Origin of the sequence: Methylomonas sp. DH-1, assembly GCF_046097555.1 — a bacterium.
GTDB classification, from domain to species: domain Bacteria; phylum Pseudomonadota; class Gammaproteobacteria; order Methylococcales; family Methylomonadaceae; genus Methylomonas; species Methylomonas koyamae.
Genome location: NZ_CP143089.1, coordinates 2,673,510 through 2,694,916 on the forward strand (window position 1 = coordinate 2,673,510; position 21,407 = coordinate 2,694,916).

Consider the following 21,407-nt stretch of genomic DNA (forward strand, 5'->3'; position numbering starts at 1 on the left):
GCCCAATTATACCTGCCGCTGCCGGCGTTCAGCGCGGGAATTGCACGCTGACGCGCAGGCCGCCGAGCTGCGCAGAACGTTCGATGCTGAGCTTGCCCCGATAAAACTCGGCGATATCGCGCACGATCGCCAGACCCAAACCGTGGCCTTGCACCGCCTCGTCCAGCCGCAAACCGCGCCGGCTGAGTTGCTGCATATCAAACTCAGAACAGCCCGGTCCGTCGTCCTCGACGCTGATCCGCATTGCCTGAGAACAATCGATATCGACGATGATGTGTCCTGCGGCCCATTTGCAAGCGTTGTCCAGCAGATTGCCGATCAATTCCAACATGTCTTCTCTGTCGAAATTGATTAACCGGTCCGGCGCAGCGATTTGAAAGTTCAGCACCTTTTCCGAGTAAATGTTGCGCAACAACATGGTTAAGGCCTGTAGCTCTTCATGCGGATTAAACATACTGGCCGATTGCAAATTGCCGGATAGCCGGGCCCGTTTCAATTCGCGTTCGATGCGTTCGTGCATGCGTTGAGTCTGTTGTTGCAGCTGCAACCTCAGCTCGGGATGAGCAGCCAATTCCGGATGCTCGGCCAACCTGAACAGCATCGCCAACGGCGTTTTCAAAGCGTGCGCCAGATTGCCGATTGCAATACGCGACTGGTGCAGTCGTCGCTCCACCAACAATAGTAAGCGGTTGACCTCTCTGACCAGCGGTTTGATTTCCATCGGCACCCTGGTTTGGATTTGCTGCTTGCGGCCGCCGGCAATCTCGGCCAACTCGCCGCGCACGGCTTGTAACGGGTGCAGAGAACACCGGACGTCGCCGGTCTGCAAACCGATTGCCAGCAGCAAAACCAATACGGTCAACGCTAAATAAGCTAACCGGATATGGTCGATATCGCGGCCGATATCGGTCAAATCCTCGGCAATTGCGATACTGACCGGAAAACCGAAGCGTTGCCAGCCGCGGTTTAACACCAACAGCGGCTGGTGCTGCGGCCCGTCGGCATAATGGATTAACTGCACCGCATCGGCCGGCAACGGGGCTATCGGCAAGGTTTCGCCCTGCAGGGATTGCGAATAATAAGTTTTGCCGGCGATATGCAGCACAAAGTAGTGACCGGAGAATGCCTGGCCGTAGACGGTACCGATGTGCGAACTATCGAAATCCAACTGACCGCCGCTATTGGGCCGCAACGTATCCAGCAACGAATCGGCGTCGTGCTGCAAGCGCGTCGTCATCTGTTTTTCGGCGACGGCGCGTATCACCCAATCCGCCGCCAGCCAATGGCCGACAAAGACCGTGCACAGAATAAACATTAAGCCGCGGTTCAAACGCCGTTGTAACGACATCAGGCCTTCTCGCCGAATACGTAGCCCTGGCCGCGGCGGGTAGCAATCAGGCCGTTGCCCAGTTTGCGGCGCAGGCGGTTGACATAGACTTCGATCACGTTGCTGGCGGGGTCGCTGTCGTATTGGTAGATATGCTCCAGCAAATGGGTTCGGGTAAAGACTTTGCCGGGATGCAACATGAAATAACGCAGCAAACGAAATTCGATGGCCGTCAGTTGTTCCGACCGGCCGCCGACGCTGACCGTCTGCGTGTCTTCGTCCAGAACCAATCCGCAAGCGGCCAGTTGCGGCTGCATCCGACCGTGAAAGCGCTTCAACAAAGCCTGTACCCGGGCCAATAGTTCTTCGCTATGAAACGGCTTACCCAGATAATCGTCGGCGCCGGCCTTGAAGCCGTCCACTTTCTCGTGCCAGGCGTCGCGCGCCGTTAATACGATCACCGGCACGTGGTTCTCCGCGCGGCGCCAGCGGCGTAGCACCTCCAGGCCAGGCATTTTCGGCAACCCCAGATCCAGAATCACAATATCGTAGGATTCGGTCGAGCCCAGAAACTCGGCCGCCTCGCCGTCTGTCGCGCAATCGACGGCGAAACCGGCGCTTTCCAGCTCAAGCTTTAATGATCTCGACAGGCCCGGATCGTCCTCCACCAGCAATAAACGCATAACCGACGCTCACTCCGCTTGCAAATTGGCAAAAGTTTAATGGTTTATCCGCCGTTGCGGCGATTTTTAAGATTGGTTTCATTTCGCCTTACTACAATGCCGACACCTTAACCATTCTGGAGCTTGAACCATGCAAAATGACAATTCGGTCGCTGTTTGGGATATTTTCGTCCGCATATTTCACTGGTCGCTGGTCGCCGCATTCGCCGTCGCTTACGCCACCAGCGAGGAAGAAAATTCCTGGCACATCTACGCCGGCTACACGGTACTCGGTTTGATCAGCCTGAGATTGGTCTGGGGCTTCGTCGGCGGCCGCTACGCCCGATTCGGCGAATTCGTGCGTTCCCCGGCTGCCGTGTTTCGCTACGTTTCCCAACTGCGCCAAGGCACGGCACCGCGCTATCTGGGACACAACCCGCTCGGCGGCTGGATGGTGTTGGCGTTACTGGCCACGCTGTTCGTGGTGACGATCAGCGGCTTGAAGGTTTACGCCATCGAAGAAGGCCGCGGCCCGCTGGCGCAAGGAACCGAAATGATTACCGTGATCGGCGCCGCGCACGCCGAAGACCGCGAAGGCAACCGGGCCGAAGCGGATGGCGATGCCGAAGAGTTTTGGGAGGAAATTCATGAAGGCGCCACCAATTTCATGTTGTTGCTGATTGCCGCCCACGTGCTGGGTGTGGTCGTCTCCAGCAAACTACACCACGAGAAACTGGTAAAAGCCATGATCACAGGCCGCAAAGCCAAAGACCTGAATTGCGATAAATAACGCATTTTTAATGTTGGATTCATGCTCGCTTGCTATAACGCTCCCGTTTCTTGCACACGTTCAGTTCGATTCCGTCCGGCCAATCAGGAGCAACTATGGCGACCAAACTTAAATTCCAGGCTTATGCTGCAACTTTCTCGTTAGCCCTGTTACCGAATATCGCTGCGGCAAGTTTTCTCGGGTTTCTGGGCAATTTCGACGTCGTTAACGATACCGGAAATACCGCCCACGGCTTCGAAATCGAACTGGAAGGCCTGCACAGCAGCGATATTACCGACACCTTCGGCGGCGCCAACCGCGGCTTTCCCAGCGGCACCGGTTTCGATCCGAACACGGCAGTAGTGCGCTACGGCGCACCGACCATTACCGAGTACGCCAACGGCAGCATCTTCGGCACCCGGGTCACTTATGCCAGCGCCTGGGATGCCGCCAGCCAATCCTGGTTATTCGGCACCCCGAGCGGCACCTTCATTACGCCGGGCGACAATTGTTGGACCGGCGGCGGCGTCGGCTATAACGCCGGCACGCCGTGCGACCATTTCGGCGTCGGCACCAGCAAGACCGCCAGCAAAACCAATTACAGTTGGCTGTTCGACGACGGCAGCAACAGCGGCAAGCTGACCAACAGCAACGGCCAAGTGGTGCTGCCGGCACCGAATTGGAACGTGATCCCTGCCGACCCGGCGCCGGCCGGCCAACCGCAACCCAAACCGGTAGTTGCAGCCGACATTCGCGCCCCGCAAGCCGAGCAAGAAGGCCAATTCGGCGAAGCGATTTGGGTAAAAGTGTTCCGCACCGAATTGGAACGCGAAGTGGAACTCGAAGAGCTGATCGGCGGTAATCCGGTTATCGAACAAGCCGAAACCGAAATCGAATGGCAATTGCTGCAAACCGATCCGGGCAATCCGGACGCCGGCAAACTCGAAGCCGGTTACCTGAACGTATTGGGCCAAAATGCCGAGTCGGTCATTTTCCGTTACGAGTTTTACAAATATGCCGGCGAGTACGATCCGGAAAACCATGAAGCCAAGGTCGGCAGCGACTCCAATCCGACCGAAGCTGAAATCGGCACCTATCTCGGCGCCCAAAACGGCGCGGTCAACTTGAATGCAGTCGCGCCCGTGCCGGTACCGCCGGCAGTTTGGTTGATGGGTTCCGCGTTGCTGGGCCTGGCGGCAAACCGCCGTCGTCACCCGGCTGCGGCAGTACAATCCGATCAGCCGTAACCCCTGAGGCCTGATAAACGGCGGACGCTGGGGCCGCCGTTTACATTCACTCCTGCTCGATCATTTCGCCACTCACCCTGGCCAAGGCGGGCCGCCCTTCCGTGCCGATGCCGGCTAAACCCGGATTTGGTGGATCTTGGAAAGCATCAACGCCGACCGACCATCAGTTCGATTTCCTCGACAATTTCTTCCTGGCGCAGCCGGTTGCGCTGGCGTTGCAAGTCCTCGCCGCCGCGTTCCAGATGGCGCAGCGCGGTTTCCATCTGCATCAGCCGCATATGGTTTTCGACTCGGATCGACCGCAACATCAGCGCCAGCAAACTGTGGAACAGGTAATGCTCGGCCACGCCGGTAGCCACTTCTCTGGCCGGCTGATATGTCAACGGCAGTTCGGCCGGCGTACGGCCGACGCTGCGCGGCAACGGCCACAGCCGCTGGCTACGGGCGCCCTGCTCGTCGCGGATGCCGGCCACCAGGCCGTACTCGCCGCCCAGCCTTAGCTCGGAAACCGCCGCCAAAATCCGGTCTATCGCCGCCGGCGCGTCCAGCCCGCCTTCGGCGCCGTCCAGGCAACAGGCCGACGCATGGCCGCCGAACAGGCCATGCAGACGTTCGCCCACCAGAATCAGCGGCGCTTGTCCATCGGCCGTCCCCTGCCAGAACCGCATCACGTCTTCGTTGAAGCTGCCGCAAAAACCGCGCACCGAGCCGAATAACAGCCAGATGTCGGCACGGGTTTCGGCGCTATCGGCATAAAACGCCGCCGGCAACGCGCCAGACAAATCCTGCAACGCCGCCGCCAACGACTCGACCACCTGTTGTTGCGACGCTTCGCGCTTGCCGACCTTGCGCAACTCGGCCAAGGCGAAACTGCGCATCGCGCCGAGGATGCCGGACAATTCGTCGAACAAGGCCAGGCGGGCTTCGACTTCGCGGCGCTGGCTCATGGCTTATGCGCCAGCCATTGTTTCAACGCGGCCAGCCACTGCTGTTTCGGCGAATCCAGTTTCAACGCGCTGCCCGGCAATTGTTGCAGTAGCTGCGCCAGCACCGTAGCGGCTTGCTCCGGCGCGACATCGGCCAGCAAACCCTCGCCGTAAGCCAGCAGCCAAGCCAGATGCGCTTGTTCGGACAAGGGCTGCAAGCGGTCTTGTTTCAGGATTTCCCGCAACAGCCGGCCGCGCTGCAATTTTTGCTCGACACTGGCTTCCAATCGGGTGCCGAAGCGGGCGAACAATTCCAACTCCAGGAATTGCAGATAATCCAGCCGGATATGCGCCGCGGCGTTTTTGATGGCCGGATGCTGGGCCTTGCCGCCGATCCGCGACACCGAGCGGCCGATGTCGATGGCCGGCAAAATCCCGGCCGCGAACAGTTTGCTCTCGAAATAAATCTGGCCGTCGGTAATCGAAATCAGATTGGTCGGGATATAGGCCGATAATTCGCCCTGGCGGGTCTCGATGATCGGCAACGCGGTCATGCTGCCGCCGCCGTGTTCCAGACTAAGCACCGTCGAGCGTTCCAGCAAACGCGAATGCAGATAAAAAATGTCGCCCGGATAGGCCTCGCGGCCCGGCGGCCGCTGCAACAGCAGCGACAGCTCGCGGTAGGATTGGGCGTGGCGGGTCAAATCGTCGTAGACCACCAGCGTATCGCGGCCCAGCCGCATCCAGTGTTCGGCGATGGCGCAGCCGGCAAACGGCGCCAGATAGCGAAAGCCCGGCAGCGCGTTGGCTTCGGCCACGACCAGTACCGTGTAATCCAGCGCCCCGGCCGCGCGCAGGGCTTCCAGCGTGCCGGCCACCGACGAACGCGGCTGGCCGATCAACACCATCACGCACAACACGTTGCGGCCGCGTTGGTTCAGCACCGCATCCAGCGCCAGCGCGCTTTTACCGACACCGTCGTCGCCTATTATCAACTGGCGTTGGCCCTTGCCGATCGGAATCAGGCTGTCGACGATCTTGCAGCCGGTATAAAACGGTTCGCTGACGAAATCGCGCTCGATAATGCTGGGCGCCGCCGCTTCCAGCGGCCGCAACTGGCGGATTTGCGGCGGCGGCAAGCCGTCCAGCGGACTGCCCAACGGATCGACCACCCGGCCCAGCAAGGCGTCGCCGACGCCGATTTCCAGTTTGCGGCCGATATGCTGTACCGCCATGCCGGCAGTGACGCCGCGGCTCTGCGACAGCAGAATCGCGCCCAGCACCTCCTTACCCAACTGAAATACCAGCCCCGAGCTGCCGTCGTCGAAGCCGATCAATTCGTCCAGCCGGGCCGACGGCAAACCGCGAATCCAGGCGATGCCGTCGCCGATGCCGGCCACGCACCCGCGCTCGGACAAGCGCAAACCAAAGCGGTAAGGCATACTCGGCTCAGTCATGGTTGATTTGGCGGCGGAAAAAGGCCAGTTCATCGGCCAGATTGGCGTGCAGCTGGCATTCGCCGACCACGGCACACACGCCGGCAATCAGGGTCGGATCGGTGGCAAATTTAAAGGTCAATTCATGGCCGGCCGCTGTGGACAGGGCTTGCGTCAAACTGCCCTGCTCGGCAGCGCCGAGCGGATGGGCGCTGGCGATTTCCACCGCCGACGCCGTAATCAACCCGGCAGCCGCTTTATGCAGAGCCGCCTGCTCGGGCTCCGGCAGTTGCCGCAAGTCCTCCAGAAAAATATCGACGATAGCCGAGGTCAATGCCGGCGAGGCCAAGCGTTGCAGCATCGCTGCGGTTTGGGCGTAAGCCTTGCCGGCCGCTTCGCGCACCAGGGCCGCTTCGCGGGTTGCGGTCGCTGCCTGGTTTCTGACCCGGAATTTGGCTTCTTCGTCGGCCAAGGTTTTTTGCAGCGCGGCCAATTCGCTGCTGCGCAATTGCGCCAATTCTTCGTCCAGCGCCCGCCGCGCCGCTTCCTGCTGTTGCTGCCAATCCGCCAAGCGGGCCTGGTATTGGCTTTGCAACGCTTCGGCTTCGGCCTGCAGTTGCTCGGCGCGTTCGGTTTGTTCGCTGATCCGTTGTTGACGGGCATCCAGCAGCGCCAGCATCGGCCGGTACAGAAAACGTTGCAGTATCCACACCAGTACCAGGAAATTGACGATTTCCAGAATAAACGTGGTCCAGTCGAGTTGCATCATGGCAGAGGTCCGGCGGATTGGAGGGCGATACTGATAGTTCGGCAGCCTAGCTCAGGAAATATTCCAGCAACGGGTTGCGGAACAGCACGATCAAGGCCACGACCAGACAGTAAATCGCTAGCGATTCGATCATCGCCAAGCCGATAAACAGGGTGCGGGTGATGGTTTTCTCGGCTTCCGGCTGCCGGGCCAGGGCTTCCAAAGCACTGGCAATGGCTTTACCCATCGCAATGGCCGGCAACATCGTGCCGAGGGCGATGACCAGCCCGGCCACGCCGGTGGAGATGATGCTGAACAGGTGTAAATCGGTCATGACGGATTCTCCGGGGATGAATTGTCGGATTCGTTGGGTTCCAGCGCGCCGGCGATGTAAATCAAGGCCAGCATGCCGAAAATATAAGCCTGCACCACGGCTTCGACCACGTGCAGCATCAATAGCGGTACCGGCACCAGAAAGCCGGCGATCAGCAACACCAGCAACGCGGCCATTTCCAAGCTCATCACGTTGCCGAACAAGCGGATCGCCAGTGCCAAGGTGCGAGTCAGTTCGCTGATGATATGAAACGGCAGCAGAATCACGCTGGGCTCGATGTAATGGCGCAGATGGTTGCGCAGGCCACGGTCGCGAATCCCGAACCAGTGGGTCGAGGCAAACACCAGCACCGCCAACGCCGCGGTAGCCGATAAATCGCGGGTCGGCGAATGCAAACCCGGAATCAAACCGACCAAATTGGCGACCAACACGAACAACCACAGCGTGGCGACGAACGGCAGCACCCGCCGAACCGACGCCGCCGGCAAGACTTCGCCGATGGCGCTTTCTATCGCCAGCACCACCGCTTCCAGGGCATTGTGCAGCCGGGCCAATGCGCCGTGCGCCGGCAACCGTAGCAGTAAGGCCAGCACGGTAAACCCGGCCATCACCCCCCAGGTCGTCAACACCGTGCCGTTGATCGCCAGCGGTCCGAGGTGTAAAGCAGCGTCGGGTTCGGTCATCGGGAATGCTCCTGCAAAAAGCGGATGGCATTATAGCCGCCGACCACGATGCCCAAGACGATCAGACTGACGGTCCAGCGCACCGAATAGCCGGCCGCCAGCGTATCCAGCCAACGCCCCAGGTAGGCGCCGGCGACGATGGGCACGACAAACAACAGGCCCAACGTGCCGCCGTACAGCAACAAGCCGAGCCAGGACGCCGATTGCCGGCGTTTGTCCTGCAAGCGCCGAACATCGCGCCGGGTGAATTCGATCAATTTATTACGAAAACTCATGGTTAACGTCCCCCCGCAACCCGGTTACTCAATTCCGCCAATCGCCGTAGCAACGAGCGTTCGATTTCGGTTAGCGTCGCCCGCGCCCGGTGCACTTCCGAATCGATCCGCGCCATTTCCGCCGCCAATAGCTCGCAAATCGCGTCCGGATCGTCGCCGAGAAAATAACGCACCGCAGTCAGCGTCATCCGATTTTCGCTAAAGCGCAACACGCCGCCCGGCAGGGCTAGATAACGCCAGACGCCGGCTTGGTCGCGAAACCGCGCCAGCCCGTAACGCAGCAGCGCAACCATGCCGACATGGCCGGGCAAAATACCGAAACTGCCGTCGGCGTCGGCGCCGACGAATTGGCCGACTTGCTCGAAATATTCGACGCCGCGGCTGTCGAACAAGGTCAAGCTAAAACCGCTCATGCCGGCATCGCTCCTTTCATGTAGCAATCGGCTTCGCTGAGTGGGTCGTATTTGCCGGCGATAAAGGCCTCGCAATCGGCGATGGTTTGTTGCAACGGCACGCGCACGCCCGGCAAACCGGTATGGTCGGCCACGGTAACGAAGGGTTGGGTCAGGTAACGTTGCAGGCGGCGGGCGCGCTCGACGATGCGGCGGTCTTCGACCGACAATTCTTCGATGCCGAGCATGGCGATGATGTCTTCCAGTTCGCGGTAGCGCGACAGATGTTCGCGCACCGCCCTCGCCACCTGGTAATGGCGTTCGCCCAGAATGTGGCGGTCCATGATGCGGCTGCCGGAACGCAGCGGGTCTATCGCCGGATAAATGCCTTTGGCCGCCTGCTGCCGCGACAGAATCACCACGCTATCCAGATGACCCAATATCGTGGCGACGGCCGGATCGGACATATCGTCGGCCGGCACGTACACCGCCTGCACCGACGTAATCGAGCCGGAACGGGTGGATACGATGCGTTCCTGCAACGAAGCGACTTCGGTCAATAAGGTAGGTTGGTAGCCGACCGTGGCCGGCATCCGCCCCAACAGTCCGGAAATCTCGCTGCCAGCCTGGACGAAGCGAAAGATGTTATCCATTAAGAACAACACCTCGCCGTGCAGCGTATCGCGTAAATATTCGGCGTAGGTCAACGCGGTATAGCCGACGTGGAAGCGCACGCCGGGCGATTCGTCCATTTGGCCGTAGACCAGCAAGGCCTTGGGCAACACGCCGGCGTCGGCCATTTCGTGCCACAGCTCGTGGCCTTCGCGCATGCGTTCGCCGACCCCGGCATATACCGAAACGCCCTGCATGCCCGAGCTGACGGCATGCATGAATTCCATCATCAGCACGGTCTTGCCGACGCCGGCGCCGCCGAACAAACCGGTCTTGCCGCCGCGCACAAATGGGCACAGCAAGTCGATGACCTTGATTCCGGTTTCCAGAATCTGCGAGGCCGGCAAGGTATCCGACAGCAGCGGCGGCTTGGCCAGAATATTGCGGAATTCCGTTCTCGGCAGCGGCGATCCGCCGTCCAGCGCTTCGCCGAACAGATTCAACATCCGCCCCAGACAAGCCGGATCGACCGGCACCTGCAAGGCGTCGCCGCGGTCGTAGACCGGCATGCCGCGGTAAATTCCGGTTACCGGATGCAAGGCTATCGCCCGCACCAAGGTCGGCTCCAGATGTTGAAATACCACCATCACATAGGCATTTCCGCCGTTGGCGACATCCAGCGCCTGGCCGATAGGCGGCAGATAATCGCAGCGCACGTCCACCACCGGCCCCTGCGCCGCCTCGATGCGGCCGACCGGTTTCTGCGAGTGGCGCGTTGTTTCCGCCGGCGTCGACTCTGCGCGATCCGCAGCCGTCTGCCGGACTGTTGATGCAGTTGCCATAAGCGCAATTTCCTTATTAGTCCTGCCGAAATACTACTCCTAAGCCGGCGCTTTCACCAGCGCCGCGCCGATATGCCATGCCGGCCGGCGTTAATCCAAAATTGAGATAAACAATTCTAAAAATATCGTTTTATTTCACAAGCTACGCTGCATAACATTAAGCGAAACAATGCAGCGCCAATAGTCTGGGCGCGGCTGGCACTATTTCCGGAACGGCGGTTTGGCCGATCCGCCCATCTTTCGCGAGGAACTCATCATGCCGTTGCAACAATTAGTGGAATATTTCAACGACCGCCTGGAACAGGAACATAACGACGGCGTGCGGCCGTTTGTACTGGAGAACGGCGCGGCGCACGGCTTGTTCGGCCCGATCAAAGTCGGCAGCGTACTGGCGCCGATTCGGGAAACCTTGCGCAGCTCTCACGTCGTCGGCCATATTGCGCAACTGACGGTAGCGGCTAACCCGGTACTAACGCTGCAAGGTAACGAGTTGGATAATCTGGTCAATCTGCCGCGCGCACCCGGCAATAGCGACTCGGTGATCAACTTCGACCGCTTGGCTCGTACCGTGCACATGCTGAATTACCTGCCGCAGTCGCATCTGGACGAACTGCTGTTTCTCCACGTCGACCCGCGCCACATTCTGGGCGTCAAGGCCGACCACGGCGCCTATTTCGAAGAAATCATCGTCAAATGCGGCCTGCAAACCGGCAATGTGGCGATTGCGCTGAACGTCAGCAACGCCTACGCCCGCTTCTTTCCGTCTTTGCAAAAAGGCCTGGAAAACTACCAACGCCGTGGCTACAAACTGGCATTGAAATTCGATATCCAGTCGCTGGAAAAATCGGCGCTGGAGCTGATATCGCGCTTGGCGCCGGATTTTGTCGGCCTCTCCGCCGAAAACCTGGATCAAGTCAGAGACAGCCAATTGCCCGGCAAAATCCAGCAACTGAACAGCCTGGTCGCGTCGGTCAAGGGCCGCAGCATATTGCTGGACATCGACGACAAACGCGGCGCGGCACTAGCCAGACAGAGCGGCTTCGGTTTGGTGCAAGGGCGCTATTTCGAACTGCCGGTAACTTCGGCGAATAAACCCGATGCCGGTAATAAGGTAAGCAAGCCGGAGAGTTACCAAAGCCGACGCGCGGTTTGACCGATGGTTGGCGCCATGCGGGTTGTTTAACCTTTGCCCGATTTGGCGCAGAGCAAGTTGGCGAGAACCAGCATTCCGAAAACGCCCTACTCCCCAGGCTATTTAGACGCCGCAACCGGCTGTTCGGCGATACCTTGGCCGTTGACCGGCCGCGTCCGAATCTCGATTCGCCCGTCGAAACTGGCAAAGCCGGCAGCCACCGGCAGTACCCGCCGAAACTGCAGCCAATAAAAAGGGGCCGGAAGGCCCCTTTGGCTGAACCGGTAAACGGCCGTGCTTAGTTGAAGCTAGAACCCGGAGTTGCCGGCAATTGCGGCATGGTTTGAGTCGGGAATTCGCCTGTCAACGCATTCAGGAACGCGACGATGTCGGCAACGTCGCCGTCGGACAACTCTTTGTTCAACTGCAATTTGGCCATCAACCAGACCGCTCTATCCAGGGTTTTTACCGAACCATTGTGGAAATAAGGTGCGGTCAGAGCTACGTTGCGCAAGGTCGGTACCTTCCACATGTGCTCGTCGCTGTCTTTTTTGGTCACTTCCGCCAGGCCTTTGTCTTTCAGGAAGTGGTATTGCGCTTCGAAATAGCCGTTAGAGTTAACCGGGAATTTCTGGAACACACCGGGGCCGTTGAATGCCGGGCCGCTGTGGCAACTGGTGCAACCGACCTCGACGGCTTTCTCCATGCCGCGGATTTGTTGCTTGGTCATCGCGTCTTTATCGCCGCCGAGGTATTTATCGTAGGGGCTGTTCGGCGTGATCAGGGTTCTTTCGTAAGCGGCGATGGCTTTGGTGGCGTTTTCCTTGGAAATCGAATCCTTACCGAAGGCTTTTTCGAACGCGTGTTGGTAACCTTCGATAGTTTTCAGGCGGGCGACCACGTCGTCCCAGCTCTTCATACCCATCTCGATCGGATTGGTCACCGGACCGGCGGCTTGGGCTTCCAAACTGTCGGCACGGCCGTCCCAGAACTGGACTTTATTAAAGGCGGCGTTCCAGACGGTCGGCGCGCTACGGCCGCCGGTTTGGCCGTTGACGCCCATTGCCACCGCACGGTTGTCTTCGCCGCCCAACATGGTGTTATGGCATGAGGCGCAGGATACGGTGCCGGTGGAGGACAACCGCGGATCGTGGTACAGCATTTTTCCCAACGTGACTTTTTCCAGCGTGGTCGGGTTGTCGGCAGGAGCCGGGGCCACACTCGGCAGCGGCTCGGCCGCCGCTACGGACATAGAACCGGTCAGCGCAATTGCGGAAACCAGCAGGCGAAATTTGAACATACCATCCTCCTAAAAATAGTTATTGTCAGAGCCAAGGGCCGGCGAATTGTAAGATATTGGCGCGCGGCAGGTAAATTAAATTGCGTCCCTCCCGCCGCGGCAGGCGCGGCGGCCTAGGAGTTGGATTAAAAATGTCCCGCTTCCCCAAACGCAACGGCAATGGAGGAGTTGGACAGGCGAAAAATTACCGACACCGCCAGCCGAATCGACACCGACTGGTTAAGTGGCCGGGAATCGGCTAATTTTCCCTCCAGTTAAGACGCTAGAATTTTCACTCGATCAAGGAAGAGCTCCGATGCAACACCTCGACAAAATCGTCAAACTCCACAACCTGCTGAAGAGCCGCCATGCCCCAATCTCGGGCCCGGAAATAGAAAAAGAACTGGAATGCTCTAAAGCCACCCGCCAGCGCGTGATAGCCGATCTGCGCGACCGCCTGAACGCGCCGCTGGTCTGCGACCGTAGCGCTGGCGGTTACTACTACGACCGCGACGACCCGCGCCACCCGTTCGAACTGCCCGGCATCTGGCTCAGCGCCGAAGAGCTGCAAGCCTTGATTGCTTGCCAACATCTGCTCGGCAACCTGGCGCCGGGATTATTGCAAAATGAAATCGGCCAACTCCGCGACCATCTGCAAAAACTGCTGGACCGCTCGCCAGGCGTCAAAACCCCGCAACTGGGCCGCATCAAAATCCTCAGCCAAGCCTATCGCAGCCGCAACGACGACTTGTTTCTGACCTTGGTCCAAGCCCTGTTCAATCAACAGCGGCTAATCATTCATTACCACGCCCGTAGCGACGACCAAAGCAGCGAAAGACCGGTATCGCCGCAAAACCTGGTCTTGTACAAAGACAACTGGTACCTGGACGCCTACTGCCACCAGCGCAACGAACCGCGCACCTTCGCGCTGGACCGAATCAGATCCGCCACCGCCAGCGGCGAAGCCGCATATCTGTTGGAACCGGATGCATTGCAACAACACTTTGGCTCCTCCTACGGCATCTTCGCCGGCACGCCTAAACACACCGCCGTCCTCAATTTCTCCGCCAAAGCCGGCCGCTGGGTAGCCGACGAAACCTGGCACAGCCAACAAGAATACGAATGGCTAACCGACGGCCACTACCAACTGCGCATCCCCTTCAACCGCCACGAAGAACTGCTGATGGATATTTTGAAATACGGCGCCGAGGTGGAGGTAGTGGCGCCGGGGTTTTTGCGGGAGTTGGTCAGGCAAGAAGCGGAGAAGCTGTTGGCGGTTTACCGATGACTTGAAAAATATTTGTACGAAAAAAATCCCGGTATCGGCTTTTGAGACCGAGGCATGTTAGAAAACGTTTACCCTGATTCAAAAGGTTTGCCATGAGCGACTACAGCGCATTTTTCAGACAAGCAACATTGTTAGCGGAACCTTTTCCGTTTCAACAAACCCTGGCCAAAACTGCTTGGCCGGATTTCCTGGAAATTCCAACCGGCCTCGGCAAAACCGCCGCAATCATATTGGCGTGGCTTTATAAGCGCCAGGTCGCGCATGATGCCGACACGCCGCGCCGCCTGGTGTATTGCTTACCGATGCGGGTATTGGTCGAGCAAACCCAAGCCAACATCGATTGCTGGCTAGAACGGCTGAATCTGCAACACCAAGTCAATGTACACATTTTGATGGGCGGTGAAGACAGCCAATCCTGGGTGATGCAACCGGAAAAAGACACCATTCTGATCGGTACCCAGGACATGCTGTTATCCCGCGCCTTGATGCGCGGTTACGGCGTTAGCCGTTACCAATGGCCTGTGCATTTTGCCTTGCTGCATAACGATGCACTGTGGGTGTTCGACGAAGTGCAACTGATGGGTGCGGGCTTATCGACCAGCGCACAACTGGAAGCCTTCCGGCGTACGCTGACAACCAGTGTCGTCACAAAAAGCCTTTGGGTTTCCGCCACCTTAAATCGCAATTGGTTGAATACAGTAGACTTTGCCGATTATTTGCCAAAGGCAATCAGCTTGCCATTGAGCCGCGCCGAACAAACCCTGCCAGAGGTACAACGACGCATTAAGGCGATAAAGCGCCTAACCAAAGCAGCATGCCTGCTAAGCACCGAAACCAAAAAAAGCTACGTCGCGCAACTCGCCGAACTGGTTAGCCAACAGCATCAAGTAGGGACGAATAGCTTGGTGATCGTCAATCGGGTCGAGCGCGCCCAGCAGTTGTACGCTCAGTTGAAAAAGCAAAAGCCGGCGGCGGAATTATTGTTGGTTCATGCCCGATTCCGGTTGCAAGAGCGGCGGCAACTCAACCAGCGTTTACAGCAAGCGGCACCGGAAGCGGGCCGAATTATCATCGCCACCCAGGCCATCGAAGCCGGGGTGGATATTTCCAGCAAGACCTTGTTTACCGAGATTGCGCCGTGGTCGTCGTTGGTCCAACGTTTCGGCCGCTGTAACCGTTACGGCGAATATAACCAAACCGGCGGAGCGGATATTTTCTGGATCGACATCGAAGACGATACCTTGCCCTACGCGCCTGAGGATTTTGCACTTAGCCGTAGCCATTTGCTGAGTCTGGAGAGCGCCGCGCCGTCCGAACTACCGAAAGTGACCACCGAACAGGCGATTCATCCAGTCATACGCAAAAAAGATTTTCTGGATTTGTTCAACACCGATGCCGACCTGAGCGGCTTCGACACCGACATTTCCCCATTCATCCGCGACCAAGGCATGCCGCAACTGCGAGTGTTTTGGCGCGACATCGATACGCCGCAACCGAACGAACCGCAACCCTTGGATAGCGAGCTTTGTCCGGTGTCGATGGGGCAGATCAAAGACTATTTCAAGGACAAGGAGCGAGCCGCTTTCGTTTGGGACGGCTTGGCAAAAATCTGGAAAAAGATCGATCAACCGTTTCCCGGCATGACCTTGCTGCTGTCGGCTCGGTACGGCGGCTACGATCTGGAATCAGGTTTCGATCCCATCAAAAAACAAGCGGTGCCGGTTACGCTGATGGAAACGCCGCAAACCGACGATAGTTATACCGGCGACCAAGATAGCCGTAAAACCAAGGCGATAGAACTGCCCGCTCATTTGCGCCATGTTTTCGAACATGCCCAACACTTGGTAGATCAGGTGCAGACCCAAGCAATTGGAAAACACGCGGTAGTTACCGCTGCTGCTTGGCATGACGTTGGTAAAGCACATGATGAATTTCAGCAAAAGATGTTAGACGGTACGAATTTGGATAGAAACGTATTGTGGGCAAAGGCCCCGTTTAGTTTGTTTTCATCCAAGCGTCAAACAAAGCGCCGTTACTTTCGCCACGAATTAGCCTCCATGCTGGCTTGGCTGTTGAATAATCCCGAACACCCGCAACGCGACCTGATTGCTTATTTGATCGTCGCCCACCACGGCAAAGTGCGATTAAGCCTGCGAGCCATGCCGGACGAAAAGCCGCCCAAGGACAAACCGCATATCCTCTATGCCCGTGGCGTTTACCAAGGCGACCGTTTGCCGGAAGTTGCCGTCCTCGACCAAATCATGCCGGCCACCGAGTTGCGGCTGGAATTGATGCAACTGGGCGAAACCGACGTGATGGGACCTTCGTGGGCTACACGCGTGCAAAGCCTGTTACGCGAACACGGCCCATTCGAGCTGGCCTGGTACGAAACCCTGGTCCGCATCGCCGACTGGCGCGCCTCGGAAGCCGAACAACAAAACGGTACGGAGAATCCGCAATGAGCCACGAAATAGCACTAAAAGGCTGCGCACCAACGCCGCTGGCCCATTACCTGAAGGCGCTGGGCATATTGCGTTTGGTCGCGGAGCAGAAAGACCCGAATGCCAAAGGCTGCTGGCGGGACGAGGCCTTTGTGTTGCAAAGCACTTTGGATAAAAAAAGCCTGTTGCGGTTTTTTCTGGATGAATATCGACCTACGCCGATTACCGCGCCTTGGAATGGCGGGAGCGGCTTTTATTTCGAAGAAGGTAAAGCTGCAGCTATTGATCCTGAGACGGGAAAGTCTCTTAAAACAGGGAAAAAGCTTAAAACTGGTATACGAGATAAAGATACTGAGGCAACGCGTACTTTAGATAAGCTATTGCAAAGTCAATGTGATCGCTTTAAAGGTTACAGGGAGTTACTAATAAAAACCCGTGAAATATTGGATATAAAGGGATTTGAAGAGGCCCCAAAAGAAAACCAAAAATCCTTACTGATACAGATTATTAGAAATACTTATCCAGATGAGTTTCTAAAATGGCTTGATGCTGTTTTACTAATTGGTTCGGACAAAGTCTCTTATCCTCCGTTACTTGGTACAGGAGGAAATGATGGGCGCTTGGATTTTACGAATAATTACATGCAACGTGTATTGCGATTGTTTAATGAGCTTACCGGGGAGCCAAATTATTTCGTAACAAACTGGCTGGAAGATTCACTTTATCTTCAGCCTACCCCACAAATGTTAAAAGATGTTGCTATAGGACAATTTTTACCAGGAAATGCTGGCAGTCCAAATGGAGTGTCTGGGTTTGAATCGAAATCTCTGGTTAATCCTTGGGATTTTGTTTTGATGTTAGAGGGGGGATTGTTTTTCGCGACTAATACTGTCAGGCGATTAGGTTCCGATACTGGGAGTGGAACACTTAGTTTTCCATTCACAGTAAGAATGACTGGCGCTGGAAGCGGCGCAGGTAATCAGAAAGATGAATCTAATTCTCGCAATGAAATATGGTTGCCGATATGGAATAAACTTACATCCTTCGAAGAGATTTGCTGTTTATTTCAAGAGGGACGAGCAACTGTTGACAGGCGTTTCGCTAAAGACGGATTAGATTTTGCGAGAGCAATTTCTGCATTCGGCGTCGATCGTGGGATTAATGAGTTTCAAAGATATGGTTTTGTTAAACGTAACGGCGATGCTTACTTAGCGACACCAGTTAATCGGATTGCAGTTCGCAATAATCCCGATGTCGAACTCATCAATGAATTAGAGCAAAGTCGTTTTTTAGACCAGATTCGCCGCTTCGCCCGCAGTGACAAAGCACCGGCACGCTTGGCCGCCTTGGCGCATCAACTGGAAAACCGTTTGTTTGACCTCACGCGCGGCGCAGATCGGCGGGTTTGCCAAGACATTTTGATGTTACTCGGCAAAATTCAACGCGCTGTCAGTATCAGCCCGAAAGCGAAAGAAGATATTCACCAACCGATACCTTTATTAAGCCCGCATTGGCTGGTTGCCAGCGACGATGCCAGCCCGGAGTTTCGTTTGGCCTGCGCTTTGGCCGGCTTAAAAGCCGTTGGCGGCGGATCAACAAAATCCGCATTGCAGGAAAGCCCTACCGAATCGGTTTTCGAGACATCTGCCGGTTTGCCTATGCGCTTACATTTTGCCGGCATCAAACTCGACAAGAAAGGTTATGTCTGGGACAACGAATCGCGGCTGGCCGTTTGGGGCGAAGGTTCTCTGACGCAAAATCTTAACGAAACTATGCGTTACCGGTGGCTGGCGGCGCAACGACTTTCACATAAGGACAAACCCTTTGCCTATGGTGTCGGGGCAAATCAAGCCGATATAGCCGCATTTTTGGCTGGCTCGGTGGATGAGTGGCGGGTTAGTGACTTGGCGCAAGGCTTGGCGTTGCTCAAGGAATTCAACTCAAGCGGACTTCAAACGCCGACAACCCGCCATGCCGCATTGCCCGCCGCCTATGGCTTGCTCAAGCCGTTTTTCGTGCCGGATCGCGAATTGACCAGAATCGGTTTCTTGGCGGCGGATGCCCAGCTACCGCTACGCGGCGAATTACTGTCCTGGCTGGCCGCCAATCAAACGCAAAAGGCCGTCGATTGGGCTTGGGCCAAGTTGCGCCAGGTCGGCGCCGGTTTGCCGCATTTCCCGCAGCAAGCACCAAGAGCAGTTGGAATCGATGGGCCGCGTTTGTTGGCGGCGTTGGCTTTTCCGCTCGCATTCGGCCAACTGAAAAGTCTGTTGCTGACGCTGGGCGCCAGTGAAAAAGCGACAGAACAGCAAGCCGAACCAGCCCAATGATATTTACCTCAGATATTCCTTGTTCCAACGCGCCGCGTTGGAATACCGGGCCTGACCGCGCTGCGGTCAGCCTAGGCACCGCAGCGCGGTGCATTCGGGTTACCACGCAGCGCATGGTAACCAGGGAATTGCATATTTTAATTTTGTTACCAGGAGATAAACCATGAGTATCGACTTTTCCGCTCTACACACCGCCCCGAGGCTGTTGATCGAGGCTGAATTGCAACCGCTGCAAGGCGCGCGTTTTCAGCCCACCGGTTTTCCGGATTTGGGCGCCGCCGTTTACGATGGCCCCAACGGTAATCGACTACTACTGGTGGAATCGGCGCAGAGTATGGCTAACCGAATGGAGACCGTTTGCTGGGATGCGCCGAACGACGATTGGGTTGATGCGTTAAAGGGCTTACCCTTGATTAAGGTGATTGATAATCATGGGAAACCTTTAACTAACACAGTACAGGAAGCCCACCGCCTAAACTCGGCATACGTCCTTGAGGGTAAAGACCAAAAAGTTTTCGATAAATTGAAAGCCGAATTGGCGGATATGGACGAGGGGGCGGTAGATCTCAAAAAACTTGCTGCAGTCGTTCTGAGATACGACGCAAACGCCTTACTCCACGGCTTGTTTCTTGCCAAAAAAGAATTGGCCGGCGGCCGGCTACGCTTGCCGCGCGTCGTGTCTTCGTTCATCGAAGCGGAAGACGTCAATTTGGCGCAAAGCGGCGGCGTCAAAAACGACCACGTAAACCCGTCCGGCGATACCGCGAAAGGTTTCGGCAACGTTCCTTATTCGCGAAGCGACTACACCGCACCTAAAATCATCGCTTACTTCAATATCGACCTCGCCCAAATACGCGGTTTCGGCCTGGGCAATGCGGTCGAGCAATTGCTGATTGCCTTGGCGCTCTACAAAATCCGCGCGGTTCTGGACTTCGGTTTGCGCTTGCGCACCGCCTGCGATTTGGATGTCAAAAAACTGACCGTTACCCGTCCCACCGCCTGGGAATTACCCAAACGTAACACCCTGGAAGCCGCGTTACCGGGTTTGATTGCCGCCGTTGCCGCCGAAAACCGCTTTGCCGAGCCGCGCGTGACCACCGTAACCTGGGAAAAAGGCAAAGCCAAAAAAGCCAAGGCTGAAACGGAAAGCGAGGAATAAGCCATGCTTACCTTATCGCTCAGCTTTCCCGGCGGGCGTTACCACGCCACGCCGTGGGGCCGGCACGTCAACGAAGCGGACGTGGCTTGGCCGCCCGACCCATGGCGCTTGACCCGCGCCTTGATTGCCACCTGGTATCGCAAACTGGATCATCAGCTTTACCCTGAGATTTTGCTGACAAGTTTGCTCGGATTGCTGGCGGACGAACCGCCGCATTACCGGCTGCCGATGGCGGTGCACAGTCATACCCGGCACTACATGCCCAATCGCCAAAAATCCACGTTGATTTTCGACGCCTTTGCCCGCATCGATCCAACTGAAGCGCTGATCGCGCACTGGCCCGAATGCCAACTGAACGACGCACAAACCGCATTGTTGGACGAGCTTTTAAACTGCATCGGCTATGTCGGACGCGCTGAATCCTGGGTGGAAGCAAAGCGCCTCGGCGATTGGAACGGTGAACCAAACTGTTTTCCAGGAAGCACCCAAATCGATCAGGAAACCGGCGAGATTCAGACCGAACCGGTGCATTTGTTCGCACCGCTTACGCCCGATGCCTACGCCAATTTCCAGCAGCAAATGCAGTCCGGCTTAGCGTTACGCAATTTGAAAACCTCGGAATTGAAAAGCATCAAGAAAACCCTGCCGATAAGTTGGTTGGAGGCGGTCAGCCTTGACACCGCCGACTTGCAAAACGCCGGCTGGAGCGCACCGCCGGCCGCGCAAAAAGTGCTATACCAGCGCCCGATTCAGGCATTGAAAAGCAGCGTTGCCAGCCGCGCCAGACCTAAACCAAGCCCGTCCGCCGACACGGTGCGTTACGCCGTTTACGGCAAGCCGCTGATGCGCGAATTGGATACCATCAGATTTGCCGAGCACGTGCGCCGCGCGGTGATGGGTAAAGCCAAGTGGACATTGGGCGAAACCGCGATTCCGCCTTTGTTGTCCGGGCATGGCTTGAATGCCGATAACCGCCACTGTCACGCCTTTTACCTGCCGCAAGCCAACTCGAACGGCCTACTCGATCACGTACTGATTCACGTCCCGGCCGGTATTGACGGCGACATGCGCCGGGTTTTCGGCGCGTTAAAAACGGTCAAAGGCTTTGACGGCCAGGAATGGCGCTTAATGCTGGAGCATATCGGCCAGCGTGAAGATTTCGAAAACGTCTCGCCCATCGTGCAATCCGCCAGTGTTTGGCAGTCGCTAACACCGTATCTACATCCGTGGTATTGCAAAAAAGACTTTGATGTGTCGGCACAGATTCGGCGGGAATGTCGGGAACGCCAGTTGGCCGAACCGACGGAAATCCAGCTGCTACCGACCATTAAGCCGCACGGTCGCGAGCTCCGGCCGATTGACTTTCACCGCTTTCGAAGCAAAAGGGGGCTAATGCAGCCGGATACCCGAGGTTCGTTCTGGCAGCTGGCATTTGCCGAATCCGTTTCCGGACCGTTGGCATTAGGCTTTGGCTGCCATTTTGGATTGGGTTTGTTCGCTCCAGTAAAAGCCAATGAATAATTGC

At 57.0% G+C, this 21,407-nt stretch carries 19 protein-coding genes; 8 read left to right on the forward strand and 11 right to left on the reverse strand.

Annotation, left to right across the window (positions count from 1 at the left end; all coding sequences use genetic code 11):
- Positions 1-28: 28 nt before the first annotated feature.
- Positions 29-1,348: a sensor histidine kinase gene (locus tag VXJ35_RS12230; RefSeq protein WP_231914739.1), complete on the reverse strand. Its 1,320-nt coding sequence runs from the start codon at positions 1,346-1,348 to the stop codon at positions 29-31.
- The gene (locus tag VXJ35_RS12235; protein WP_064021771.1) at positions 1,348-2,010 is read right to left on the reverse strand and encodes a response regulator transcription factor; all 663 of its coding nucleotides are present in this window, start codon (positions 2,008-2,010) and stop codon (positions 1,348-1,350) included. Before VXJ35_RS12235 ends, VXJ35_RS12230 begins: the two co-directional genes overlap by 1 nt.
- A 130-nt stretch (positions 2,011-2,140) precedes the next feature.
- On the opposite strand from VXJ35_RS12235, the gene VXJ35_RS12240 reads away from it, so the two are divergent.
- Positions 2,141-2,779, forward strand: a complete 639-nt coding sequence (locus tag VXJ35_RS12240) for a cytochrome b/b6 domain-containing protein (protein WP_064021772.1) — start codon at positions 2,141-2,143, stop codon at positions 2,777-2,779.
- Positions 2,780-2,874: 95 nt separating this feature from the next.
- Positions 2,875-4,005 carry a hypothetical protein gene (locus VXJ35_RS12245; protein WP_064021773.1) on the forward strand — a complete coding sequence of 377 codons (1,131 nt, stop codon included), beginning with the start codon at positions 2,875-2,877 and terminating at the stop codon, positions 4,003-4,005.
- 146 nt (positions 4,006-4,151) lie between these two features.
- Here the strand turns inward: VXJ35_RS12245 and VXJ35_RS12250 are convergent, their stop codons facing one another.
- From VXJ35_RS12250 to atpD, 8 genes are read right to left on the reverse strand one after another with little or no spacing between them, the layout of a single operon-like run.
- A complete protein-coding gene (locus tag VXJ35_RS12250; RefSeq protein ID WP_064021774.1) occupies positions 4,152-4,952 on the reverse strand; it encodes a F0F1 ATP synthase subunit gamma in 801 nt (266 codons plus the stop codon).
- On the reverse strand, positions 4,949-6,421 hold the full coding sequence (locus VXJ35_RS12255) for a F0F1 ATP synthase subunit alpha (protein ID WP_064021775.1): 1,473 nt from the start codon (positions 6,419-6,421) through the stop codon (positions 4,949-4,951). The genes VXJ35_RS12250 and VXJ35_RS12255 overlap by 4 nt, the downstream gene beginning before the upstream one ends.
- Positions 6,381-7,136, reverse strand: a complete 756-nt coding sequence (locus VXJ35_RS12260) for a F0F1 ATP synthase subunit delta (protein ID WP_082880900.1) — start codon at positions 7,134-7,136, stop codon at positions 6,381-6,383. The genes VXJ35_RS12255 and VXJ35_RS12260 overlap by 41 nt, the downstream gene beginning before the upstream one ends.
- Before the next feature lie 46 nt (positions 7,137-7,182).
- Entirely contained in the window at positions 7,183-7,449 is a 267-nt protein-coding gene (gene atpE, locus VXJ35_RS12265) for an ATP synthase F0 subunit C (RefSeq protein WP_054762023.1), read from the reverse strand.
- Positions 7,446-8,132: a F0F1 ATP synthase subunit A gene (locus VXJ35_RS12270; protein WP_064021776.1), complete on the reverse strand. Its 687-nt coding sequence runs from the start codon at positions 8,130-8,132 to the stop codon at positions 7,446-7,448. Before VXJ35_RS12270 ends, atpE begins: the two co-directional genes overlap by 4 nt.
- Positions 8,129-8,407 (reverse strand): AtpZ/AtpI family protein, encoded by a 279-nt coding sequence (locus VXJ35_RS12275; RefSeq protein ID WP_054762021.1) that lies wholly within the window; start codon positions 8,405-8,407, stop codon positions 8,129-8,131. The genes VXJ35_RS12270 and VXJ35_RS12275 overlap by 4 nt, the downstream gene beginning before the upstream one ends.
- Positions 8,408-8,409: 2 nt before the next feature.
- On the reverse strand, positions 8,410-8,820 hold the full coding sequence (locus VXJ35_RS12280) for a F0F1 ATP synthase subunit epsilon (protein ID WP_064021777.1): 411 nt from the start codon (positions 8,818-8,820) through the stop codon (positions 8,410-8,412).
- Positions 8,817-10,253, reverse strand: a complete 1,437-nt coding sequence (gene atpD / locus VXJ35_RS12285; RefSeq protein WP_197495825.1) for a F0F1 ATP synthase subunit beta — start codon at positions 10,251-10,253, stop codon at positions 8,817-8,819. The genes VXJ35_RS12280 and atpD overlap by 4 nt, the downstream gene beginning before the upstream one ends.
- 256 nt (positions 10,254-10,509) lie before the next feature.
- On the opposite strand from atpD, the gene VXJ35_RS12290 reads away from it, so the two are divergent.
- Positions 10,510-11,406 (forward strand): hypothetical protein, encoded by an 897-nt coding sequence (locus tag VXJ35_RS12290; protein WP_064023493.1) that lies wholly within the window; start codon positions 10,510-10,512, stop codon positions 11,404-11,406.
- A 277-nt stretch (positions 11,407-11,683) separates the two neighbouring features.
- Here VXJ35_RS12290 and VXJ35_RS12295 read toward each other — a convergent pair whose 3' ends face one another.
- A complete protein-coding gene (locus tag VXJ35_RS12295; RefSeq protein ID WP_064021779.1) occupies positions 11,684-12,685 on the reverse strand; it encodes a cytochrome-c peroxidase in 1,002 nt (333 codons plus the stop codon).
- A 295-nt stretch (positions 12,686-12,980) separates the two neighbouring features.
- Between VXJ35_RS12295 and VXJ35_RS12300 the strand changes: the two genes are divergently transcribed.
- The 5 genes from VXJ35_RS12300 (at position 12,981) to csb2 (ending at position 21,403) form a co-directional block, all read left to right on the forward strand.
- Positions 12,981-13,952, forward strand: coding sequence for a YafY family protein (locus tag VXJ35_RS12300; protein ID WP_064021780.1), 972 nt, complete (start codon positions 12,981-12,983; stop codon positions 13,950-13,952).
- A 92-nt stretch (positions 13,953-14,044) separates the two neighbouring features.
- Positions 14,045-16,414: a CRISPR-associated helicase/endonuclease Cas3 gene (locus VXJ35_RS12305; protein ID WP_064021781.1), complete on the forward strand. Its 2,370-nt coding sequence runs from the start codon at positions 14,045-14,047 to the stop codon at positions 16,412-16,414.
- Positions 16,411-18,723 (forward strand): type I-U CRISPR-associated protein Csx17, encoded by a 2,313-nt coding sequence (gene csx17 / locus VXJ35_RS12310; protein WP_064021782.1) that lies wholly within the window; start codon positions 16,411-16,413, stop codon positions 18,721-18,723. The genes VXJ35_RS12305 and csx17 overlap by 4 nt, the downstream gene beginning before the upstream one ends.
- Positions 18,724-18,886: 163 nt before the next feature.
- The gene (gene cas7u / locus VXJ35_RS12315; RefSeq protein ID WP_064021783.1) at positions 18,887-19,882 is read left to right on the forward strand and encodes a type I-U CRISPR-associated RAMP protein Csb1/Cas7u; all 996 of its coding nucleotides are present in this window, start codon (positions 18,887-18,889) and stop codon (positions 19,880-19,882) included.
- Positions 19,883-19,885: 3 nt separating this feature from the next.
- Positions 19,886-21,403 carry a type I-U CRISPR-associated protein Csb2 gene (csb2, locus tag VXJ35_RS12320; protein ID WP_064021784.1) on the forward strand — a complete coding sequence of 506 codons (1,518 nt, stop codon included), beginning with the start codon at positions 19,886-19,888 and terminating at the stop codon, positions 21,401-21,403.
- The last annotated feature ends 4 nt before the right edge of the window (positions 21,404-21,407 follow it).